Source organism: Burkholderia sp. BCC1993, from assembly GCF_905339865.1.
In the GTDB taxonomy this organism is placed as follows: Bacteria; Pseudomonadota; Gammaproteobacteria; order Burkholderiales; family Burkholderiaceae; genus Burkholderia.
This window is the reverse complement of the sequence record NZ_CAJPGZ010000001.1, coordinates 378631-400459: the sequence shown is the minus strand read 5'-3', so window position 1 is coordinate 400459 and position 21829 is coordinate 378631. Positions and strand designations below refer to the sequence as shown.

Here is a 21829-nt window from a genome sequence, read left to right as displayed (position 1 = left end):
ACGCGGCGCCGGCCCTTGACAGGGAGGATTCATGGACCTCGCGGAAGAAGTACCCACCGCGCGTCCGGCAGACGGCCGCGCGCGCGTGGTGACGCTGCCGTCGGGCACGCAGCTGGCCCAGCAGTTGCGGGTGACGGTTCGCGCGGCAGACGTGCTGCTGCGCCAGGCGATCCGGTTGCCGGAGCGCCATCACTGGTCGGTCGACCTCGAACGCGTCGACGCGGCCGGCGGCCCGTTGACCGCCTGGGATTCGCACGTGACGCTGCGTATCGCGAAGGCGTTCGCGTCGTCTGCCGATGCGAACACGCGCGCCGGCGATCCCGACCAGGTCGCGGTCGACATCCTGCTGCTGCTTCCGGAGCAGGCGTATCTGGGCGAGCAGCGCGTCGGCATCTTCGGCCGCCGGCATGGCAACCGGTTCGGCGCGACGCTGTCCGTGACGGCCGGGTCGCGGTGGGGCGGCCGGCGCAACGAATGCATTCCGCCGATCGGTCGACACGTGCACGGCGACACGCTGGAAGCGCTCGTCGACACGGTGGCGGGCATCGTCAATGCGGCCTTGCTCGCGGCCGGCCGTCTGCACCCGGGCGCGTCGTGACGACGCAGGCGGCGCGCGCGTGACCGCGGTTCAGGCGTCGCCGGTCTGCCCGGTTTGCCGCTGCAGGTCTTCCATCAGCTGTTCCGCGAGAAAGTCGCACGGCGGGCGCTTCGATTTCGTGCTGCGCGCGAGGATCAGTTCGAGCGGCGGCAGATCGGGCAACCCGTGCGAGCGGCCGAGCATCGACAGTTGCGCGGGAATCGCGCAGCGCGCGAGCGGCGCGACCGCGAGGCCGGCCTCGACCATGCTGAGCAGACCGAGCAGGCTCGGGCTTTCATACGAAGTGCGGAACGGCAGCTTCGCGCGTTCGAGGCTGCGGATCGCGTTCTCGCGCGCGACGCTGCCCGGCATGAACACCGCGATCGGCAGCGGCCGTTCTTCCCATACGCGCGGCCCGTTCGTCATCGCGGCCCACGCCATCGGCTCGTGGCGGATGAAGTCGCCGGACAGCCCCTTGATGCGCGTGCCGCACACCAGATCGACCGTGCCGTCCTTCAGGAGCGGCGCGAGCGCGCTGCTCGGCAGCCCGATCACCTGGATCTCGACCTTCGGATAGGTCGCCGAAAATTTCTTCAGCACCGACGGCAGCAGCGACGACGCATAGTCGTCCGGCACGCCGATGACCACCTTACCCGTCACTTCCGGCCGCACCACGGCCGCCCACGCCTCGTCGCGCAGCGCCAGCATTCGCCTGGCGAATCCCAGCAGCACCTCGCCTTCGCGCGTCAGCACGATGCTGCGCGGCTTGCGCACGAACAGCGGCCGCCCGATCGCGTCTTCCAGGCTCTTGATCTGCATGCTCACGGCCGATTGCGAGCGGTTCACCGCTTCGGCGGCGCGGGTCATGTTGCCGGTTTCCGCGACGGCGACGACGGTGGCCAGCACGTCGTGATCGAGCATCTTCATCGGTATCAGGAAAACTGAACGTAACGATCAGCATTATGCGTTTTTATTGTCGCTGTGTGTCTGCCATAGTGGCATCGAGCCGGCCGCATCGTTCGATGCGGTGCGGCCATCACGCCGGCGTGCCCGGCACGCAGCGCCGAACAGGGAAGAGTGGTGTACCGATGATGGATCATCCATTGCGTGCCGCACTGGCCGCGGAATTGCATGCCCGGCCGTTCCTGCGGCTCGCCGAAGCCGTGTCGCTCACGCACTACGCGATCTACGCCGACGGCCAGCCCGACATCCACGAAACGCTGCTGCACGCGCTGTGCCGCGACACCGGCATTGCCGCGCCGCAGGACGGCGCGACCCACTACGCGGTGCAATCGCCGGGCGGCTGGTACCTGAAGTGGGAGCGCCACACCGAATTCTCGACCTTCACGTTCGTCGCGCCGCGCCGCGACACCGGCTATTTCGACGATCTCGCGATCGAAGGGATCCCGGCCGCGTGGTTCGCACGGCTCGCGGGCATCCGCTTCGTCGCGGTGCGCATGGAGTTGCTGTCGGGCGATGCCGCGCGGCTCGTGTGCGGCGACCTGCGCCGCTGGATCGACGGGCCCGCGCTCGTCGGCAGCAACGTGCTCGGCGGCGGCAAGGTGTTCTGCGACTGGCATGTGCGCGACGACGGCTTCATGCGCTTTCTCGTCGTCGACGAGGATTTCCGCGAGGAGCAGGGCGGCCGCCTGCTGCAGCGCCTCCATGAAATCGAGACGTACCGGATGATGGCGCTGCTCGCGTTGCCGGTCGCACGGCGGATGAGCCGCGAGCTCGACGAGATCCACGCGGCGCTGCATGCGCTGATGCAGCGGATGGATGCGGGCGGCGCCGATGGCGACGACACGGCCTTGCTCGTGAAGCTCACGCATCTCGCGGTGCGGGTCGAAGCGCTGTCGGGGTCCGGCGGCCGCTTCAGCGCGTCGCGTGCTTACGAAAAGCTCGTGCTGGCGCGCATCCACGAGCTGCGCGAGGAGCGCATCGAAGGGATGCCGACGATCGCGGAGTTCATGGAGCGGCGCTTCGCGCCGGCGATGGAAACGTGCCGCAGCGTGTGGGCGCGTCACGAGCAGATCGCCGCGCGGATCGCGCGCGCGGTCGACCTGCTGCGCACGCGTGTGAATCTCGCGCAGGAAAAGGACGTCACGCGCCTGCTGGCGGGCATGGAGCGCACCGCGCGCAACCAGCTGCATCTGCAGCACGCCGTCGAAGGGCTGTCGGTGGCGGCCATTTCGTACTACGTGCTGTCGCTCGCGACCGCGGCGTTCAAGGCGCTGCACGTGATGAACCTGCCGGTCGATCCCGAACTGGCGGAAGGCCTGCTGATCGCGCCGGTCGTGTTCGCGGTGATTCACATCACGCGGCGCACGCGCGCGCAGCTCGCGCGGTCGGAGGCCGCGCATGGCGGCGCAGCCGTGCAAGCGGCGGCGTTGAAACAGGCAAATTGAATTAGAACATCGACGACATATCGAAAGGAGTGGAGATGACTTTTACGCAAACGCAACCGGGGTTTTTCACTGGCTACGACGCATTCGACGAACCCGTTCGGGATGACGCCGGTGCGCCGGAAGCGGTGCGCGTGACGTCGTATCAGGCCGTGCTGCAGGAGCCGATGACGTCGCTCGTCGGCAGCACGATCGATCGGCCGGATGTCGCGGCGGTGGCGATTCTCGGGTACAACTGACGCGCGGTCGTTCCGCGTCGATTCACGACGCCCGCTGCGGACGCTGCAGGTCCGGCGGCCCCTTCACGTACACCTTCACGCCATGAACGCGCATCCCGCCGTTTCGCTTCAACTGACCGACATCGAGCAGCCGGCCGCACGCGACCTCATCAGCCGCAGGCTCGGCGAGTTCAACCACGCGATGACGGGCCGATCCGACACGGCGGCGCTCGACGTCTACGTGACCGATCCCGCGACCGGCGAGGTCCTGGGCGGCCTCACCGGCCGGACGTCGCTGGGCCTCTTCTTCATCGACCTCTTTTATCTGCCGGAATCGCTGCGTGGCGGCGGTTTCGGTAGCCGGCTGCTGCGCGAGGCCGAAGCGGAAGCGAAGCGGCGCGGGTGTGCCCGCGCGGTGCTGTACACGATTACGTTCCAGGCGCCGGACTTCTACCGGAAGCACGGTTACGAGGCATTCGGCGAGGTGCCGTGCGAGCCGGAAGGGACGGCGCGCGTGTTCATGGTCAAGACGCTTTGAGCGATGTAGCCTGACGTCACCGCGCCGGCGTCGCTACCGAAGACCGGCGGGATCGCAGCGTGCGCTGCAGCGACGGCGACGGGTAGCGCGACGCCGTCCACGCCGACCCGGAGGCATATCTTGACAACGCCACTCGATCAATACGCCAAACAGTACGTGCGATTCGAAGACGAACGCACGCGGCCTGTCCGCGACCTGCTGGCCGCCGTGCCGGACACGCCGATCCATACCGCGCTCGACATCGGCTGCGGGCCCGGCAATTCGACCGAAGCGCTGATCGCGCGCGCACCCGACGCGACGGTGCGCGGGATCGACGCGTCGCCGGACATGATCGCGGCCGCGCGCAAGCGCCTGCCCGCGCTGCGTTTCGATCTCGCGGATGTCTCCACGTGGGACGATCCGGGCGGCTACGACCTGATCCTGTCGAATGCGGTGCTGCAATGGGTGCCGGCGCACGACACGCTGTTTCCGTCGCTCGTCGGCCGGCTCGCGCCGGGCGGCCATCTCGCGGTGCAGATGCCCGACAACCTCGACGAACCCGCGCACCGGCTGATGCGCGCGGTCGCCGCGGGCGGGCCATGGGCGGACAAGCTCAAAGACGCCGCGCGCACCGAGCGGTTCGACGCGCGGCATTACTACGCGCTGCTGTCGCCGTCGTGTTCGCGGGTGGATGTCTGGCGCACGACTTACTACCATCCGTTGCGCGGCGGCGCCGATGCGGTCGTCGAATGGTTCAAGGGCAGCGCGCTGCGGCCGTTCCTCGCGGCACTCGATGAAGGCGAACGCGACGCGTTCGTCGCGCGCTATCGCGATGCGCTCGCCGGCCCGGACGGCTACCCGTTGCTCGACGACGGCACCGTGCTGCTGCCGTTCCCGCGCCTGTTCATCGTCGCGACGCGGAAGTAAGGCGAAAGCAGGACCGGAGCGGGCGGCGGGGCGTCGGTCAGGACAGCGGTCAGGACAGCGGCCGCATCGATTCCGGATCGACCGTCCGGCTCTTCGCGCTTTGCCCGTCGCGCAGATCCTTGTACCAGAAGAGGGCGACCTCCCCGTCGTTCGCGCCGTCGGCGTACAGGAAGCGGTCGTGGCCGCCCACGACGAAGCCCGCCCGCGCGTACGTGCAGCAGGCCGCAACGTTGTTCGCCTGCGTTTCCAGCCGCATGAAGCCGAACCCGCGGCTGCGCGCCCACGCTTCCGCGGCCGCGAGCAGGAACTGGCCGATTCCTTGCCGCCGGCAGCTGCGGTCGACCGCGAGTTCCGCGATCTCGGCCATCCCGTTCCAGCTTTCGGTGATCGCGACGAATCCCGCGAGGCGCCCGCCCGCGCTCGCGCGGAACAGCGCGGTGCCGCCGGACGCCTCGCGCGCCCAGCCGGCCGGGTCGAAGCCGTAGTCCTTGCGCCGCACGGGCAGCGCGCGCAAATCGAGCAGATCCTGGTACGGCGCATTCAGCTCCCACGCGATCTCGAACGAAAAGTCGCATCCGTTCAGTTCGTCGGCGGGCAGATCGACCGCCTGTTCGATGCTGATGTGCTCGGCTCGGTCCATGTGTCGGTGTCCTGTCTTCAGCGGGATTGCCTGGTCTTCCCCCGGGGCGGGCGGCGCCGCCTTGCGGCGAGCCGGATCGCACCCGTTCCTGTTTTGAATTGATGCGCTCGCACGATGTCTCTTCCCGCGGCGGCGCTCAACGCCCGATTATGCGGGATATCGGCGCGGACTCATCCGCATCTGGTCTCGCGGCGGATCGCCGATCCCGGCCATGCCGCGTAATCGCTGGCGCGTTGCTTCATTTGGCAGGGCGATGCAATCACGCAACGGCGCCACGGAATGCTCATACGGAATCCACACGGCCCGATTGCCGGAGACCCTCATGGGGGCCGCCTCGCGGTTCGACTATGCTGAATTGTCCGCGGCCGGAATTCCGCGCCGCGACGCGGCGAACCGGCAATGACGGGAGGGGGCGATGAGCGAGCAAGACAACGTGCAACTCGTGCAGCAGGCATACGCGGCGTTCGGCCGCGCCGATATCGAGGGCATTCTGCAGACGCTGTCCGACAGCGTCGACTGGTTCATCCCCGGGCCGGCCGACGTCGTTCCGTTCGTCGGCAGACGACACGGGCCGCAGGATGTCGCGGCGTTCTTCGCGGCGCTTGCGTCAACGCAGACCGCAGAACGCTTCGAGCCGCTCGAGTTCATCGCGAGCGGCAACCGGGTCGTCGTGCTCGGCACGCAACGCTGGCGTGTCCACTCGACCGGGCGCACTTACGAAGACGACTGGGTGCACCTGCTCACGATCGAAAGCGGGAAGATCGCGGCGTTCGTCGAGTATCACGATACCGAGGCCGAAGCGGCCGCGCATCGACGGTGACGGTGCCGAAGACGTGCCGGGCTGCGGTGCCCGGCGGCTTCGGCATCCGGCGCGGCCGGCATGGCCCGCGGTGCCGCGCCGGCCCGCCGGGCACGGTGCTGCCGGCGGCCTGAACGGCCGCCCAGGTCAATCGATCGCGCGCATCGCGTGGCGCAGTTCCTGGTAGCTGCGCAGGCCTGTCACGCCGAGTTCGCGGCCGATCCCGCTGAGCCCGAAGCCGCCCCAGCACACATGCGGGTAGATGAGTTGCGGCGCGTTGATCCACACGAGCCCGGCGCGCACGCGTGCCTGGAACTGCTTCGCGACTTCCGCGTCGCGCGTCACGACGGTCGCGACGAGCCCGTAGCGCGTGTCGTTCGCGAGCGCGATCGCCTCGTCGTCGGTGCGGAACGACTTCACGCACGCGACCGGGCCGAACACCTCGTCGGTCCACAGCAGGTTGTCGGCGGCCGGCTCCGCGACCACGACCGGCGCCATGAAGAAGCCATTGCCGCCGGCCTCGGCGACGCGCCCGCTGAACGCGACGCGCGCGCCCGCCGCGATGCCTTGCGCGAGCATCGCCTCGACGCGCGTGCGCTGCGCGGCCGAGATCATCGGCCCCATCGCGACCTCTGCGGTGGCAGGCGGCGCGACGACGAGCGCGCGCACGGCCGTCTCGAACGCGGCCATGAAGCTGCGATAGAGGCTGTCGTGCACGAGGATGCGCGCGGTGGCCGAGCACATCTGGCCCGCGTTCGTGAAGGCGCCGGCGACCGCGAGCGACACCGCGGTGTCGAGATCGGCGTCGTCGCGCACGATCAGCGACGACTTGCCGCCGAGTTCGAGCGTCACGCGCTTCATGTCCTCGGCCGCGGCCTGCATGACCTTGCGGCCGGCGGCCGTGCTGCCGGTAAACGAGATCTTGTCGATCAGCGGATGCGCGGTCAGCGCCGCGCCGACCTCGGCGCCGCCGTTCACGACGTTGACGACGCCGTCCGGCACGCCGGCTTCGGCGATCAGGTCGAGCAGCGCGTGCTCGGCCGGCGACGTCAGCTCGGACGGCTTCAGCACGACCGTGCAGCCGGCCGCGAGCGCGGGCGCGAGCTTCCACGCGGTCGTGACCATCGGGAAGTTCCACGGCATGATCAGCGCGGCGACGCCGACCGCGTCGTAGAAGCGCTCGGCCGCGACGGTGTCGCTCGGCAACGCGACGGGCTCGGCCTCGAACAGCGCCGGGTTCCCGCACAGCGTCGCGTAATACGCGAACGTCGCGGCGACGTCGCCGACGTCGGCGTCGGCCTCGAAAGGCGGCTTGCCGCTCACCTGCATCTGCAGCGCCGCGAGCCGCTCGCGGTCGGCTTCGACGCGCTCGGCGATCGTCGCGAGCAGGCGGCCGCGCTCGGCGGGCGGCGTGTCGCGCCAGCCGGCGAACGCGTCGCGCGCGGCGTGGACCGCGGCGTCGACGTGCGCGGCCGTCGCGAATTCCTGCCAGCCGATCGTCTCGCCGGTCGACGCATTGAAGATCGGCGCGCCGGCTTCATCGGAATGCGTGCGCACGGGCTGGCCGGCGATGCGCGCGGCGGGCAGCACGATGGCCGCGGCGGAAGGGGAAAGCTCGGCGGTGGACATGAACGTGTTCCTGTCGATCGGGTTAGCGGTAGGCGACGCCCGGCATCACGCAGAGCATCTCGAATGCGAGGTTCGCGCCGACGAGCGCGGTGGTGCCGGTCGGATCGTACGGCGGCGACACTTCGACGAGATCCGCGCCGACGAGGTTCAGCCCCTTCATCCCGCGAATGATCTCGAGACCCTGCTGCACCGACAGGCCGCCGATTTCCGGCGTGCCGGTGCCGGGCGCGAACGACGGATCGAGACCGTCGATGTCGAAGCTGAGATACACCGGCGTGTCGCCGACGCGTTCGCGCACCTGCGCCATCAGCGGCGCGAGCGACCGGTTCCAGCATTCCTCCGCCTGCACGACGGTGAAGCCCTGCTGGCGGCACCAGTCGAAATCGTCCGCGTGATAGCCGGTGCCGCGCAGGCCGATCTGCGTGACCTTGTCGCATTGCAGCAGGCCGTCTTCCACCGCGCGGCGGAACGGCGTGCCGTGCGCGATCTTCTCGCCGAACATCGTGTCGTTCACGTCCGCGTGCGCGTCGACGTGCACCACGGCGACCTTGCCGTATTTCCTGTGCAGCGCGCGCAGGATCGGCCAGGCGATCGTGTGGTCGCCGCCGAGCGTGATCGGCCGGCAGCCGTTCGCGACGATCTCGTCATACGCGTCCTCGATGCGGCGCACCGAATCCTTCAGGTCATACGGGTTGGTCGCGACGTCGCCGATGTCGGCGACCTGCAGCGAATCGAACGGTGCCGCGCGCGTGGCCATGTTGTACGGGCGCAGCAGCACGGATTCGGTGCGGATCTGGCGCGGGCCGAAGCGCGAACCGGAGCGGTTCGACGTGCCGAGGTCGAGCGGCACGCCGACGAAGCACACGTCGAGGCCGTCGGTCGTGTCGGCCTGCGGCAGGCGCATCATCGTGGCGATGCCGCCGAAGCGCGGCATCTCGTTGCCGCCCATCGGCTGGTTCAGTTCGCGGTGCATGGGGCCGTCTCCTCTTTCTGGTGAAAAGCGATCGGCCGATGGTAGAGGAGAACGCGGGCGCGAAGATCTTGAAGTCGCAACGTTTACATCGACGGGTCTCGATGCGAACGGCGCCGCCGCATCGACGCGGCGCGACCGGCGGCGGGCGACCGTCGACGCGCGACCGGATCAGCCGGCGATCGCGGGCGGCGTGCCGGCGTCGTTGCCTCCGTCGCCTACGTGGTCACGCATTGCCGCGGCAGGAAACGCCGGCACGGCCGCGCCCCACGCAGCGAGCTCGCGCTTCGTGCGCACCCCGAGCTTCGCGAACGCACGCTTCACGTACGACTCGGCCGACGCGACGCGCACGCCGAGGATGTCGGCGGTTTCCGGCACGGTCTTGCCGGAGATCAGGTGCTTGCAGGTCTCGTATTCGCGCTTCGACAGCTTCACGCCGTCGGCCGCGATCCGCGCGTCGAACTGCGCGAGCGGATGCACGTCGGGCGTCGGGTGCGCGATGCGCCGCGCGGCGGTGGTCGATGCGTGCAGCTCGAGCAGCGGGAACAGCACGTCGCTGACGCTGCGAAAGCGGTTCATTTCGGCGAGCGTGAACGGCGGGCGGTCGCGGCCGCGTTCCAGCGCGATCGAATGCTGCGCATAGCGGGTGCCGCGCGCGAGCACGCATTCATGGCCGATATGCACGTCGTCGAACAGCCGCTGGCGGAATTCGCCGGGCGGGATCGCCGCGATGTCGCGCACGACCAGCATCGTGCCCGTCTTGCCGCGCAGCCCCGCGAACAGCGGGTCGCTGTCGAGAAAGCGCTCGTAGTAGAGCGTCATCACGTCGGAGATCTCGGCGGTCGCGGTGCCGATGCCGCTGCTGCCGATCCATTCGCAGCGGTAGCCGGTGGGCATCGTGCCGTCGACGCGCGAGCGCTCGACGTGCGCGACGTCGAGCGGCACGACGTCGTTCAGCAGTTGCGTGAGACGCGGCACGAAGTGCGGCGTGCCGACCGTTTCGATCAGCTCGCCCAGCGCCTTGAACGACACGTTGAAGCGGTCGGTGTCGCGGTGGAAGGGGTTCACGTTGAGCAGCATGCGGTTCCCCCGGGTGAAAAGCGGCGCGATTCTAGCGGTTGCGGCCTGAAACGTCAGTAGGGGGAAATACCGGCAGCTGCCGTGCCGACCGGCTTGCCCCGGAAAACGCAGCTTGTCCCCCCCGCAGGGGGGCATACCGGGGCAGTGTAAATGAGTAACTTTGTCTCTGCTTTTTTCAATCGAGAGACGAACGATTCAGATGACCAAACTGATCAAGGACATCCTGCCGCTGGGCGCAGGCATTGGCGAATTCACGAAGCTCGACTTCGGGATGGACGAAAGCGACTGGCGCGCGGCCGAAGGCAAGAGCGGCAGCTACCTCATCGGCTGGTGGGAGGGCAAGGTCGGCTCCGTGGAGTTCCCGGAAACCGCGGCGGACGAAGCGGTGTGGCTCGTCGAGGGCCGGATCGCGCTGACCGACGTGGAGGGCAACCGCAAGGAATTCACGCCGGGCCAGGGCTATCTGCTGCCGGCCGGTTTCGCGGGCCGCTGGGAAACGATCGAGGACGCGAAGAAGTTCTACGTGCTGCTCGAGAAGTCGTGATGTGAGCGGCCGCCGTGGCGTCGTCGTCAGGTTGGCGCGAGGCCCGGCGGCGTCTTTGATCGACCGCAAGCGACGTCCGGCGCGCGGGTGTCGAAGGCGCGCGTCGCGGCTTGCGGTGCATGGCGCCGATCGTCACCGTCGGCGCAGCCGAAGCAATCGAGGCAACCGAAGTAATCGGCGGAATCGGCGGAATCGCTGAAATCGCTGAAATCGGCAAATTCGGCAAATTCGGCAAATTCGGCAAGTTCGGCAAGTTCGGCAAGTTCGGCAAGTTCGGCGAATTCAGCACGCCGTGCACGCATCGCATGCGCGGGCCGCGATCACGTGGGATGGCTGGGATCATGGAAATGGAAGTCAACGAAGCAACACAAGCCGCACCGGCTCACGCGCACGCCGCGCGTCACGCACCGGTCGCACTGAGCGCCGCCGAGGCGCTCGCGAATACGAAACTGTTCCCGTACTGGCTCGACAACCCGGCCGCGCCGGCCGCCGAGCCGGAACTCGTCGGCGACGTGACGGCCGACCTGCTGGTCGTCGGCGGCGGCTTCACCGGGCTGTGGACGGCCGTGCAGGCGAAGGAACAGATGCCGCACCTGAACGTGGTGCTGATCGAGGCCGGCAAGGTCGCGCACGGCGCGTCGGGCCGCGCGGGCGGGATCATCTCGACGTCGGTGATGCACGGGCTGCCGAACGCGGTGCGCGTGTTCCCGAACGACATCGCACAGCTCGAGGCATTCGGCCACCACAACCTCGACGGCTTCGAGGACACGCTGAAGCGCTACGCCATCGACGCCGACATCGAGTGGAACGGCGAGATGACGGTCGCGGTGGACCCTGAGCACATCGCGCACCTGAAGGGCGACTACGACCTGCATCGCGAATACGGGCACGACGTCGTGCTGCTGAACCGCGAGGAAACGCTCGAGCAACTGAACTCGCCGCTGTTCGCGGGCGCGCTGTGGTCGCGTAACCGCAGCGGCATCGTGCATCCGGCGAAGCTCGCGTGGGGGCTCAAGCGCGCGGCGCTGCAGCTCGGCGTGAAGCTGTACGAGCACACGCCGCTCACGACGGTGACCGACGAAGGCGGCACGGTGTTCGTGACGACGCCGAAGGGCAGCGTGCGCGCGCCGCGTGTGGTGTTCGGCAGCGGCACCGCAAAGGTTGGCATTCCTGATATCAATCGCCGCGTGATGCAGGTGCGCGATCACGTGCTCGCGACCGAGCCGCTCACCGACGAACAGCTCGCGCGGATCGGCTGGAAGAATCGCCAGGGCGTGTACGACACGCGCACGCAGCTCAACTATTTCCGGCTGACGAAGAACAACACCATCATCTTCGGCGGGCTGGTCAGCTATCACTTCGACGGCGACCCGGAACCGCATCAGGACGGCCGGCGCGAAACCTACTACCGGCTCGCGGAAGCGTTCTACCGGACGTTCCCGCAACTCGCCGACGTGCGCTTCTCGCACGCGTGGGGCGGCCCGATCGACTACTGCTCGCGCGGCTCGGTGTTCGCGAAGCGCTATCTCGGCGGCAAGGCCGTGTTCGTCGCCGGCTACACGGGCTTCGGCGTCGCGGCGAGCCGGTTCGGCGCGTTCATGGGGCTGAACATCCTGTTCGACCGCGACAGCCCGGAGCGCAAGCTCGACATCGCGAACCAGAGCCCGAGCTACATCCCGCCCGAGCCGATGCGCTGGGTCGCCGCGAAGATCACGTTCCACGCGTTCGACGGCGCGGATGCCGACGGCGGCTGGAAGCGCGCGTGGATCAACGGGCTCAAGGCGATGGGCTTCCCGATGTAAGCGACGGTCGTTCAGGAACGACGGGTAGGGCGCGTGCCGTTGCCGATGACGGCGCGCGTCCGGTCAGGTTCATCGGCGAGGACGGCCGGTGTCGTGCCGCCCCGGCAACGCGCGAGAAGCGCAGCGGCTTGAAGCATGTTTTCGAATACCACCGATCTCGATCTCCGGCTCATCCGGGTCTTCCTGGCCGTCGTCGATGCACGCGGCATCACGGCCGCCGAGGCATCGCTCGGCGTGCGGCAGTCGACGATCAGCACGCAGCTCTCCGCGCTGGAAGCGCGTGTCGGCTTCAAGCTGTGCGACCGCGGTCGCGGCGGCTTTCGGCTGACATCGAAGGGCGAACGCTTCGCGGCCACGGCGCGCACGCTGGTCGCGGCGACGTCGGAGTTCGTCGCGCGCGTGCGCGACATCGACCGCAAGCTGGTCGGCACGTTGTCGATCGGGCTGATCGGGCAGGCGCCGCTCGTCGAGAACGCGCGCGTCGCCGACGCGATCGGCACGTTCCGCAAGCGCGACCAGGCCGTCACGTTCTCGATGAAGGTCGCATCGCCGCAGGAACTCGAGGAAGGCCTCGTCAACAACCAGCTCGATTTCGCGATCGGGTATTTCTGGCATCGCGTGCCGGGGCTCGACTACACGCCGTTGTTTACCGAGGAACAGGTGATCTACTGCGGTCGCGGTCATCCGCTGTTCCATGTGTCGCGGCCGGTGTCGATGGACGACCTGCAGGCGCACGACTGGGTGTGGCGTACGTATCCGGTGCCGGAGGAACAGTGTCCGCTGCCGGAGCGGCGCGTGACCGCGAGCGCGGACAGCATCGAGGCCGCGACGATCCTGATCCTGTCGGGCGGCCATCTCGGCTACCTGCCCGCGCATTACGCGGAGCCCTTCGAGCAGCGCGGGCTCGTGAAAGCGGTCGGCCGTGAGACGTTCGGCTTCGATGTGCCGCTGCATCTCGCGATGAAGCGCAACGCGAGCGGCAAGCCGATCGTCGATGCGTTCCGCGAGGACTTGCTGCGCGCGTTCAACATCAAGGCAGTTGCGCTGGCTGCGTAGCGCGTGCCGCCCGTGAGGCCGGGCAGCCCCGCGGGCGCGAGGCGCAGCGGCTGGAATCGCGAAACGCGTGTCACGGGCGGAGCGCGAACGCGTGGGATATGGACGAGTATCGGGCGGGCCGCGTTACGCGCTTGCGCTGTCGTCGCGATATCCGCTCTTGCCGTCGAAGATTTCCTTCAGCGCGGCGCGCAGCGCGACGGGATCGTGTTCGCCGGGCGCAAGATGGATCACGTAATGCGTGTTGCCGTCGAGCCTCGCGGCGGTGCGCTCATCGAGTTCGACGTCGAGCGTGTCGCCTGTGAGCCGCACCGACAGATCATTCACGTGCGCGGTGAACTGGTCGAGCACCATCACCTCGATCGACGTTTCCTCCGGAAAGCGCAGCAGCGAGAAGCAATAGTTCTGCGCCGCGTCGTGGCAATAGATGTTCGCGAAGCTTTCGTCGTCGTCGACATCGGACGTGGCCGCGCCGACGGTAGCGTGTAGTTCCATGATGTTTCTCTCGGTAAGGGGTTATCGGGGCAGCGCGGCTTGCGCTTCGACCTCGCCATGCGCATCGCGCGCCTTCAGCCACAGCCCGAATTCGCGCATGACCTCGACGACGGGCCGCAGCCGGTCGCCGTCCGCGGTCAGATCGTACTCGACGCGCACCGGCACGTCCGGATACACGGTGCGCCGCACGAAGCCGGCGTCCTCGAGCGCGCGCAGATCGAGCGTGAGCATCCGCTGCGAGATGCCCGGCATGTCGCGGCGCAGGTCGCTGAAGCGCTTCGACCCGTCGAGCAGATACGACACGAGCAGCAGCCGCCAGCGGCCGCCGAGCATGCGCATCGCTTCTTCCACGGAACATCCTGTCGCACTCGTTTTCATGCCACTGACCCTGGTCGGTAACTTTTTTGTGACTACGGCACAAACGACTGCCGTCTTCCCGGCGTGGCGCCGATGCGAGATATTAGCGCCCGCGTCGCGGCGAATCGATAGTCGAACCATCCAACCAAGGAAACGCATGAAGCTTTACCACGCTCCCGGCAGTTGTTCGCAGGCCATCTGCATCGTGCTGCGCGAAAGCGGTATCGACGCGGAGGTCATCAAGGTCGACGCGCGCAAACACGTCATTGAAGACGGGCGCAATTACTACGACGTGACCGAACTCGGCTACGTGCCGCTGCTCGAACTCGACGACGGCACGATGCTGCGCGAAGGACCGGTGATCGCGCAGTATCTCGCGGACCGGCGCCCCGAAGCGCGGCTCGCGCCCGCGTACGGCACGCTCGCCCGCTACCGGCTGATGGAATGGCTGAACTTCCTCGGCACCGAGATCCACAAGGGCTTCATCCCGCTGCTGTACGCGGTGCAGGCGGGGCAATACGTCGACCCGGTGCGGCAGAAGCTCGACAGCCGCTTTGCATGGATCGACCGGCAGCTCGACGGCAACCCGTATGTGACGGGCGACACGTTCACGATCGCCGATGCGTATCTGTTCGCGCTGACGGGCTGGGGCAAGGCCGACTGGATGCGCTCGGTGTACAACGCGGACATCGACCTGAGCCGCCATGCGAACCTGCGCGCGTGGTACGAGCGGGTGCGGGCGCGGCCGGCCGTGCAGCAGGTGCTCGCCGCGGACGGGCTGGCACGCTAGCGCGTGGGGGCGGCGCCGGAGACCGTGAGAAGCCGCACACGTCGCCGCGCCATACCGCAAACCGCCGCGCTATAATCGCCGCCATGAAACTGCTTCGGACCTTCATCCTGCTGCTGCTTTGCGCGGTGCTGCCCATCAGCGGGCTGGCAGCCAGCGGCTTGACCGGTGAATGTCCGATGCAGCACACGATGTCGATGGAAGCGAACGCGGGCATGAGCATGTCCGCCGACATGAGCGGCTGCGATTCGATGAAAGCGTCGCCCACCGACACCACGAAGGCCAAAGCGAAGGGCATGGCCTGCAAGGTGACGGCCCAATGCCAGTTCGGCAGTCTCTATCACCCGGCCGCCCGCGCCGATGTGAGCCGTCCCGCTGCATTCGCCAGCACGATCGTCTTCCACTACGCGCAGTCTGTCCCGATCCGCGACCCGAACGGGTTGTGGCGCCCGCCCCGCATCAGCTGATCCCGATTTGACCGGTTCACCGCCGAGGCGGTGAGGTTCGTCCCGTGTTCGGGACGTGGAATCCATTCGGGTTCCGACTTGGGGTTACACCATGTCATTCGATTTCTGCACGCCGCGCATGCGGCGTGCGTGCCGGCGCGCGCCCGTGCTTTGGGCGGCGCTGCTGGCGGCGGGCGCCCATGCGCAGCAGTCGCCCGTCACGCTGGACGCCGCGCTGCAGGCCGCCACCGAACGTTCCGCGTCGATGCAGGCCGCGCAGGCTTCGGTGCGCGCGAGTTCGGAAGCGGCAGTCAAGGCCGGCCAGCTGCCGGACCCGATGCTCAAGGCCGGCATCGACAACCTGCCGGTCAACGGCGGGCAGCGCTTCACCGTCGGCCAGGACTTCATGACGATGCGCCGCATCGGCATCGAGCAGGAATGGGTGTCCGGCGACAAGCGGCGGCTGCGCGCGGCGCTTGCCGACGAGCGAGTCGGCCGCGAACGCGCGGACTATCTCGTGCAGCTGGCCACGGTGCGCCAGCGGACCGCGGCGGCCTGGCTCGACGCCCTCTACGCGAAGCAGGCGCTCGCGCTTCGCCAGGCGCTGCTCGATCACATGCAGCATGAGCTCGATGCGACGCAGGCGTCGTATCGCGGCGCGAAGGCGAGCGCGGGCGAGGTCGTCCAGGCACGCGCGATGCTGGCGCAAACGCAGGATCAGGTGCTCGACGCGCGGCAGGCCTATCGCACCGCACTCATCGCGCTCGGCCGCTGGACGGCTGCGCCCGTCACGGACGTGTCGGGTACGCCGCCCGCACCCGAATCCTTCGTATCGTCGTTGCCGCCGGACGAACTGCGCGTGTCGCAACCGGCGCTCGTCGCCGCCGCGGACGACATCGCGGTCGCCGAGGCCGACGCCGCGGTGGCCGACAGCGAGCGCAGCCCGAACTGGACGTGGGAGATCGCGTACCAGCAGCGCGGCGGCGCGTATTCGAACATGGTGTCCGTCGGCGTCACGATCCCGTTGCCGCTCAATCGCAAGAACCGGCAGAACCGCGACGTCGCCGAAAAGGCCGCGCTCGCGACGAAGGCGCGCCTGATGTACGAGGACACGCTGCGTCAGGTGCAAGCCGATATCCGCACGCAGTCCGAGACGCTGGCAAGCGGCCGCGAACGCCTCGCGACCCTGCGCGAATCGCTGTTGCCCGCCGCCGGGCAGCGCGTGCAGCTCGCCACGGCCGCCTACCGGGCCGGCACCGGTTCGCTCGCCGACACGTTCGCCGCCCGGCGCGCGCAACTGGACGCGCAGGTGCAGGTGCTCGAGCTCGGACGCGACGTGTCGCGGACCTGGGCGCAACTCGAATATCAGGTCGTGCCGTCGACGATGGCCGCCGCGCAGTGAAGGAGAACCTCATGACGAAGCAATCACTGGCGCGTGCGGTGCTGCTGGCATGCGCGGGCGCGGCGCTGCTCGGCGCGGGTTACGTCGCGGGCATGCGCCATGCATCGGGCGGCGCGGCAACGGCTGCCGTCGCGGCGGCAGGCACGCCCGATTCGCAGGCAGGACGCAAGGTGCTGTACTGGCACGACCCGATGGTGCCGAACCAGCACTTCGACAAACCGGGGAAGTCGCCGTTCATGGACATGCAATTGCAGCCCGTCTATGCGGACGAGGGCGGCGATGCACGGGGCATCCGGATCGATCCGGGCCTGCAGCAGAATCTCGGCATCCGCTATGCGACCGTGCGCCGGCAGCAGACGGCGGACGGCTTCGACGCGGTGGGCACCACGCAATTCGACGAATCGCGCGCGGACGTCGTGCAGTCGCGCGTCACCGGCTACATCGACCGGCTTTACGCACGGGCGCCGATGCAGCGCATCGAAAAGGGCGCGCCGATCGCGTCGCTGTTCGTGCCGGAATGGCTCGCGCCGCAGGAGGAATATCTCGCGCTCAAGCGGGGCGGGATGGACGGCAGCCTGCTCGATGCATCGCGCGCGCGGATGCGTGCGCTGTCGATGCCCGACGCGATGATCGCCGCGCTCGATCGCACCGGCCGCGCGCAGACGCACGTCGTGCTGAGCGCGCCGCAAACCGGCGTCGTCAGCGAACTGAACGTGCGGGACGGCGCGATGGTCGCGCCGGGACAGACGCTCGCGAAGATCGCCGGGCTGTCGACGCTCTGGCTCATCGTCGAGGTGCCGGAAGCGCTCGCGCTGAACGTGCAGCCGGGGATGGCGGTCGACGCGACGTTCGCGGGCGATCCGGCGCGGCACTTCACCGGCCGCATCCGCGAAGTGCTGCCCGGCATCAGCACGGGTAGCCGCACGCTGCAGGCGCGCGTGGAGATCGACAATGCGGCGCTCAGGCTCACGCCCGGCATGCTGATGCGCGTGCATGTCGCGGCGCAGAAGGCGGTGTCGCGCCTGCTGGTGCCGTCCGAAGCGGTGATCGCGACCGGCAAGCGCACGATCGTCATCGTGAAGGCGGGCGACGGCCGGCTCCGGCCGGTGCCGGTGACGGTGGGCAACGACGTCGGCGGCGACACGGAAGTGCTCGACGGGTTGAGCGAAGGCGATACGGTCGTCGCATCGGGGCAGTTCCTGATCGATTCGGAAGCGAGCCTGAAAAGCGTGCTGCCGCGGCTGGAAGGCGCGGCGGGCGCGGCGGGCGCGAGCGCGGCGCAAGCGCCGGCCGCCGCGGCCGCGCCGGTGTACGAAACCACCGGCAAGGTCGAGCACGTCACCGACGACGACATCACGTTCTCGCATCAGCCGGTGCCGGCACTCGGCTGGGGCGCGATGACGATGGCGTTCGGCAAGCCGTCGGCACACGCGTTCCCGGACGTGAAGGCTGGCCAGACGGTGCGTTTCGCGTTCATGCAGCGCGACGACGGCTACCGGCTGACGAAGGTCGAGCCGCAGGGAGGCACGCGATGATCGCGCACGTGATTCGCTGGTCCGTCCGCAACCGCTTCCTGGTGCTGCTCGCCACCGTGCTGATCGCGGCGTGGGGCGTGCATGCGCTGCGGCAGACGCCGCTCGATGCGCTGCCCGACCTGTCGGACACGCAGGTGATCGTCAAGGCGTCGTATCCGGGCAAGGCGCCGCAGGTCGTCGAGGACCAGGTCACCTATCCGCTGACGACGACGCTGCTCGGCGTGCCGGGCGCGAAAACCGTGCGCGCGTACTCGTCGTTCGGCGACGCGTTCGTCTACGTGCTGTTCGACGACCACACCGACCCGTACTGGGCACGTTCGCGCGTACTCGAATACCTGAGCCAGGTGCAGAGCCGCCTGCCCGCGGGCGCGACCGTGTCGCTCGGGCCGGATGCGACCGGGGTCGGCTGGGTGTACGAGTACGCACTCGTCGATCGCACCGGCCGTCACGACCTCGGGCAACTGCGTGCGCTCAACGACTGGTTCCTGAAGTTCGAGCTGAAGGCCGTGCCGGACGTGTCGGAAGTGGCGAGCGTCGGCGGGATGGTGCGCCAGTACCAGGTCGTGCTCGATCCGGACAAGCTGCGCGCGTATGGCATCACGCAGGCGGCGGTCGCGGACGCGCTCGGCAAGGCGAACCAGGCATCGGGCGGCTCGGTCGTCGAGCTGGCCGAGTCGGAGTACATGGTGCGTTCGTCCGGCTACCTGCGCACGCTCGACGACTTCCGGCACGTGGTGCTGCGCTCCGACGACGCGGGTACGCCAGTGTTGCTCGGCGACGTCGCGCGCATCCAGGTCGGCCCGGCGATGCGGCGCGGGATCGCGGAGCTGGACGGGCAGGGCGAGGTGGCGGGCGGCGTCGTCGTGATGCGATCGGGCAAGAACGCGCTGACGACGATCGACGCGGTGAAGGCGAAGCTCGCCGACCTGAAGCGTTCGCTGCCGCCCGGCGTGGATATCGTCACGACCTACGACCGCTCGCAATTGATCGAGCGCGCGGTGGACAACCTCCGGGACAAGCTGATCGAGGAGTTCGTGATCGTCGGGATCGTCTGCGCGGTGTTCCTGTTCCACCTGCGCAGCGCGTTCGTCGCGATCCTGTCGCTGCCGCTCGGCGTGCTGGCCGCGTTCATCGTGATGCGCTACCAGGGCGTGAACGCGAACCTGATGTCGCTGGGCGGCATCGCGATCGCGATCGGCGCGATGATCGATGCGGCGATCGTGATGATCGAGAACGCGCACAAGCATCTGGAGGCATACGGCCACGCGCATCCCGGCGAGCCGATCACGACTGCGCAGCGCTGGGAGCTGGTCGCGACGTCGGCCGCGGAGGTCGGGCCGGCGCTGTTTTTCTCGCTGCTGATCATCACGCTGTCGTTCGTTCCGGTGTTTTCGCTCGAAGGGCAGGAAGGCAAGCTGTTCGCGCCGCTCGCGTTCACGAAGACCTACACGATCGCCGCCGCGGCCGCGCTGTCGGTGACGCTGGTGCCCGTGCTGATGGGGTATCTCGTGCGCGGCCGCATTCCACCCGAGCACGCGAACCCGATCAACCGCGTGCTGACCCGCGTGTACCGGCCGCTGCTCGAAGCGACGCTGCGGCGCCCGTGGCGCGCGATCGGCGTCGCGCTCGCCGCGCTGTTGCTGACCGTCGTGCCGTTGTCGCGTCTCGGCGGCGAGTTCATGCCGCCGCTCGACGAAGGCGATCTGCTGTACATGCCGACCGCGCTGCCGGGCATCTCGGCCGACAAGGCGAGCGAACTGCTGCAGCAGACCGACCGGCTGATCAAGACCGTGCCCGAGGTCGACACGGTGTTCGGCAAGTCGGGGCGCGCGGATACGGCGACCGATCCCGCGCCGCTCGAGATGTTCGAAACGACGATCCGCTTCAAGCCGCGCAGCGCATGGCGGCCGGGGATGACGCCGGAGAAGCTCGTCGACGAACTCGATCGCACGGTGAAGGTGCCGGGCCTGTCGAACGTGTGGGTGCCGCCGATCCGCAACCGGCTCGACATGCTGTCCACCGGCATCAAGACGCCGGTCGGCGTGAAGATTTCCGGGCCGGACCTGGCGGGGATCGACGCGATCGCGACGCAGGTCGAGGCGGCGGTGAAACACGTGCCGGGCGTCACGTCCGCGCTCGCGGAACGGCTGAACGGCGGCCGCTACCTCGACGTCGACGTCGACCGGCTCGCGGCCGCGCGCTACGGGCTGTCGGTGGCCGACATCCAGTCGGTGGTGTCGTCGGCGATCGGCGGCGAGGATGTCGGCGAAGTGATCGCGGGGCGCGAGCGGTTCCCGATCAACCTCCGCTATCCGCGCGAGCTCCGCGATTCGCTCGAGAACCTGCGGCAACTGCCGGTCGTCACCGCGCGCGGCGCGCAGATCCGCCTCGGCGACGTCGCGCGCATCGCGATCGCCGACGGGCCGCCGATGATCCGCAGCGAGAACGCGCGGCTGTCCGGCTATGTGTACGTCGATATCCGCGGCACCGACCTGAGTACGGCAGTCCGTGCGATGCGGCAGGTCGTTGCGCAACAGGTCGCATTGCCGCCCGGCTATTCGATCGCGTGGTCGGGACAGTTCGAGTATCTCGAACGCGCGGCGGCGACGCTGCGCACCGTGGTGCCGGTGACGCTCGTCGTGATCTTCGTGCTGCTGTTCGTCACGTTCGGCTCCGCGGCCGATGCGCTGCTGCTGATGTCCACGGTGCCGTTCGCGCTGATCGGCGGCTTCTGGCTCGTCTGGGCGTTGGGCCACGCGGTGTCGGTCGCGACGTCGGTGGGCTTCATCGCGCTGGCGGGCGTGGCCGCCGAGTTCGGCGTCGTGATGCTGCTGTACCTGAAGGGCGCGCTGCAGCGCCGCCTCGATGCCGGCGCGCCGCTGACCGATGCCGTGCTGCTCGACGCGATTCGCGAAGGCGCGGTGCTGCGCGTGCGGCCGAAAGCGATGACGGTCGCCGTCGTGCTGGCCGGCCTCGTGCCGATCATGGTCGGACACGGCGCCGGCTCCGAAGTGATGCAGCGCATCGCCGCGCCGATGGTCGGCGGCATGATCACCGCGCCGCTGCTGTCGATGTTCGTCATTCCCGCCGCGTGGCTTCTGCTGCAGCGCCGTCGTGCGCGAGGCGCGAGCCGTCAGCGGCATTCCGATGCAGTTCCTCACGGCATGAACGTGCCGTCCACCCCCACTGGAGAGTCTCGATGAAGATGAGTCAATTGATTGCCGCTGCCGCCGCCGTGCTCGCGACCGGCGTGTTCGCCATGCCCGCGCTTGCCGCGGGCGACATGTCGGGCATGGACATGCCCGGCATGAAGATGTCGTCGGGCGGCGCGGCCGAGTCGCATGCCGCGCTGACCGATGCCGAAGTGAAGAAGGTCGATGCCGCGAGCGGCAAGATCACGCTGAAGCATGGCGCGCTGGAGAACGTCGGGATGCCGCCGATGACGATGGCGTTCAAGGCGAAGGACGCGGCCATGCTCGCCGAGGTCCATGCGGGTGACAAGGTGAAGGTCCGCGTCGAGAACGTCGACGGCACGCTGACGATCGTCAAGCTCGTGAAGGCGTCGTAAGCGCGGGGATGCGGGCGGCATGGCCGCCCGCATCGAGCGTCGTCAAGCGCAGTGCGGTGACGACGGCAGCGTTCGGGG

Annotated in this window: 23 protein-coding genes; 15 read left to right on the top strand and 8 right to left on the bottom strand. The window is 68.6% G+C overall.

From position 1 onward, the window contains the following. Window positions 1-31 precede the first annotated feature (31 nt). Window positions 32-598: a hypothetical protein gene (locus U4Y91_RS01825; RefSeq protein WP_321802850.1), complete on the top strand. Its 567-nt coding sequence runs from the start codon at window positions 32-34 to the stop codon at window positions 596-598. Window positions 599-628: 30 nt separating this feature from the next. Here the strand turns inward: U4Y91_RS01825 and U4Y91_RS01820 are convergent, their stop codons facing one another. After that, window positions 629-1504, bottom strand: coding sequence for a LysR family transcriptional regulator (locus U4Y91_RS01820; protein ID WP_044848057.1), 876 nt, complete (start codon window positions 1502-1504; stop codon window positions 629-631). A gap of 161 nt (window positions 1505-1665) precedes the next feature. Between U4Y91_RS01820 and U4Y91_RS01815 the strand changes: the two genes are divergently transcribed. The 4 genes from U4Y91_RS01815 (at window position 1666) to tam (ending at window position 4644) form a co-directional block, all read left to right on the top strand. Next, window positions 1666-2985: a DUF3422 domain-containing protein gene (locus tag U4Y91_RS01815; protein ID WP_321802848.1), complete on the top strand. Its 1320-nt coding sequence runs from the start codon at window positions 1666-1668 to the stop codon at window positions 2983-2985. 35 nt (window positions 2986-3020) lie between these two features. Further along, complete coding sequence (locus U4Y91_RS01810; protein ID WP_321802846.1) at window positions 3021-3221, top strand: hypothetical protein; 201 nt, start codon at window positions 3021-3023, stop codon at window positions 3219-3221. 82 nt (window positions 3222-3303) lie between these two features. After that, the gene (locus U4Y91_RS01805; RefSeq protein ID WP_321802844.1) at window positions 3304-3738 is read left to right on the top strand and encodes a GNAT family N-acetyltransferase; all 435 of its coding nucleotides are present in this window, start codon (window positions 3304-3306) and stop codon (window positions 3736-3738) included. A gap of 120 nt (window positions 3739-3858) precedes the next feature. Next, window positions 3859-4644 carry a trans-aconitate 2-methyltransferase gene (gene tam / locus U4Y91_RS01800; RefSeq protein WP_321802843.1) on the top strand — a complete coding sequence of 262 codons (786 nt, stop codon included), beginning with the start codon at window positions 3859-3861 and terminating at the stop codon, window positions 4642-4644. 49 nt (window positions 4645-4693) lie between these two features. Here tam and U4Y91_RS01795 read toward each other — a convergent pair whose 3' ends face one another. Next, on the bottom strand, window positions 4694-5284 hold the full coding sequence (locus tag U4Y91_RS01795; protein WP_321802841.1) for a GNAT family N-acetyltransferase: 591 nt from the start codon (window positions 5282-5284) through the stop codon (window positions 4694-4696). Window positions 5285-5699: 415 nt separating this feature from the next. On the opposite strand from U4Y91_RS01795, the gene U4Y91_RS01790 reads away from it, so the two are divergent. Next, window positions 5700-6104, top strand: a complete 405-nt coding sequence (locus tag U4Y91_RS01790; RefSeq protein WP_321802839.1) for a nuclear transport factor 2 family protein — start codon at window positions 5700-5702, stop codon at window positions 6102-6104. 126 nt (window positions 6105-6230) lie between these two features. Here U4Y91_RS01790 and U4Y91_RS01785 read toward each other — a convergent pair whose 3' ends face one another. The 3 genes from U4Y91_RS01785 to U4Y91_RS01775 all read right to left on the bottom strand — a co-directional run bounded on the left by U4Y91_RS01785 (window position 6231) and on the right by U4Y91_RS01775 (window position 9762). Beyond that, window positions 6231-7712: an aldehyde dehydrogenase family protein gene (locus U4Y91_RS01785; protein WP_321802838.1), complete on the bottom strand. Its 1482-nt coding sequence runs from the start codon at window positions 7710-7712 to the stop codon at window positions 6231-6233. A 22-nt stretch (window positions 7713-7734) separates the two neighbouring features. After that, window positions 7735-8685: an agmatinase gene (speB, locus tag U4Y91_RS01780; protein ID WP_321802836.1), complete on the bottom strand. Its 951-nt coding sequence runs from the start codon at window positions 8683-8685 to the stop codon at window positions 7735-7737. Between the two features lie 168 nt (window positions 8686-8853). Next, the gene (locus tag U4Y91_RS01775; RefSeq protein WP_321802835.1) at window positions 8854-9762 is read right to left on the bottom strand and encodes a helix-turn-helix transcriptional regulator; all 909 of its coding nucleotides are present in this window, start codon (window positions 9760-9762) and stop codon (window positions 8854-8856) included. 199 nt (window positions 9763-9961) lie between these two features. Here U4Y91_RS01775 and U4Y91_RS01770 point away from each other — a divergent pair, with 199 nt between their 5' ends. Further along, complete coding sequence (locus U4Y91_RS01770; protein WP_059447616.1) at window positions 9962-10306, top strand: cupin domain-containing protein; 345 nt, start codon at window positions 9962-9964, stop codon at window positions 10304-10306. A 26-nt stretch (window positions 10307-10332) separates the two neighbouring features. Here U4Y91_RS01770 and U4Y91_RS01765 read toward each other — a convergent pair whose 3' ends face one another. Beyond that, window positions 10333-10608, bottom strand: coding sequence for a hypothetical protein (locus U4Y91_RS01765; RefSeq protein WP_321802832.1), 276 nt, complete (start codon window positions 10606-10608; stop codon window positions 10333-10335). A 39-nt stretch (window positions 10609-10647) separates the two neighbouring features. On the opposite strand from U4Y91_RS01765, the gene U4Y91_RS01760 reads away from it, so the two are divergent. Both U4Y91_RS01760 and U4Y91_RS01755 read left to right on the top strand, forming a co-directional pair. After that, complete coding sequence (locus tag U4Y91_RS01760) at window positions 10648-12108, top strand: FAD-dependent oxidoreductase (protein WP_321802831.1); 1461 nt, start codon at window positions 10648-10650, stop codon at window positions 12106-12108. Between the two features lie 135 nt (window positions 12109-12243). Next, window positions 12244-13164, top strand: a complete 921-nt coding sequence (locus U4Y91_RS01755; protein ID WP_321802829.1) for a LysR family transcriptional regulator — start codon at window positions 12244-12246, stop codon at window positions 13162-13164. Between the two features lie 123 nt (window positions 13165-13287). Here the strand turns inward: U4Y91_RS01755 and U4Y91_RS01750 are convergent, their stop codons facing one another. Together U4Y91_RS01750 and U4Y91_RS01745 are read right to left on the bottom strand one after the other, a co-directional pair. Beyond that, a complete protein-coding gene (locus U4Y91_RS01750; RefSeq protein ID WP_321802828.1) occupies window positions 13288-13656 on the bottom strand; it encodes a hypothetical protein in 369 nt (122 codons plus the stop codon). Window positions 13657-13677: 21 nt separating this feature from the next. Then, the gene (locus U4Y91_RS01745; protein ID WP_321802826.1) at window positions 13678-14034 is read right to left on the bottom strand and encodes a helix-turn-helix domain-containing protein; all 357 of its coding nucleotides are present in this window, start codon (window positions 14032-14034) and stop codon (window positions 13678-13680) included. A 136-nt stretch (window positions 14035-14170) separates the two neighbouring features. Between U4Y91_RS01745 and gstA the strand changes: the two genes are divergently transcribed. The 6 genes from gstA to U4Y91_RS01715 all read left to right on the top strand — a co-directional run bounded on the left by gstA (window position 14171) and on the right by U4Y91_RS01715 (window position 21751). Continuing rightward, window positions 14171-14803 carry a glutathione transferase GstA gene (gene gstA, locus U4Y91_RS01740; protein ID WP_321802824.1) on the top strand — a complete coding sequence of 211 codons (633 nt, stop codon included), beginning with the start codon at window positions 14171-14173 and terminating at the stop codon, window positions 14801-14803. A gap of 83 nt (window positions 14804-14886) precedes the next feature. Continuing rightward, window positions 14887-15267, top strand: coding sequence for a hypothetical protein (locus U4Y91_RS01735; protein WP_124487142.1), 381 nt, complete (start codon window positions 14887-14889; stop codon window positions 15265-15267). 91 nt (window positions 15268-15358) lie between these two features. Continuing rightward, window positions 15359-16648 (top strand): TolC family protein, encoded by a 1290-nt coding sequence (locus U4Y91_RS01730; protein ID WP_321802822.1) that lies wholly within the window; start codon window positions 15359-15361, stop codon window positions 16646-16648. Window positions 16649-16659: 11 nt separating this feature from the next. Continuing rightward, complete coding sequence (locus U4Y91_RS01725) at window positions 16660-18183, top strand: efflux RND transporter periplasmic adaptor subunit (protein ID WP_321802821.1); 1524 nt, start codon at window positions 16660-16662, stop codon at window positions 18181-18183. Then, window positions 18180-21386, top strand: a complete 3207-nt coding sequence (locus U4Y91_RS01720; protein ID WP_321802819.1) for an efflux RND transporter permease subunit — start codon at window positions 18180-18182, stop codon at window positions 21384-21386. The genes U4Y91_RS01725 and U4Y91_RS01720 overlap by 4 nt, the downstream gene beginning before the upstream one ends. Continuing rightward, on the top strand, window positions 21383-21751 hold the full coding sequence (locus U4Y91_RS01715; protein ID WP_321802818.1) for a copper-binding protein: 369 nt from the start codon (window positions 21383-21385) through the stop codon (window positions 21749-21751). The genes U4Y91_RS01720 and U4Y91_RS01715 overlap by 4 nt, the downstream gene beginning before the upstream one ends. Window positions 21752-21829 lie beyond the last annotated feature (78 nt).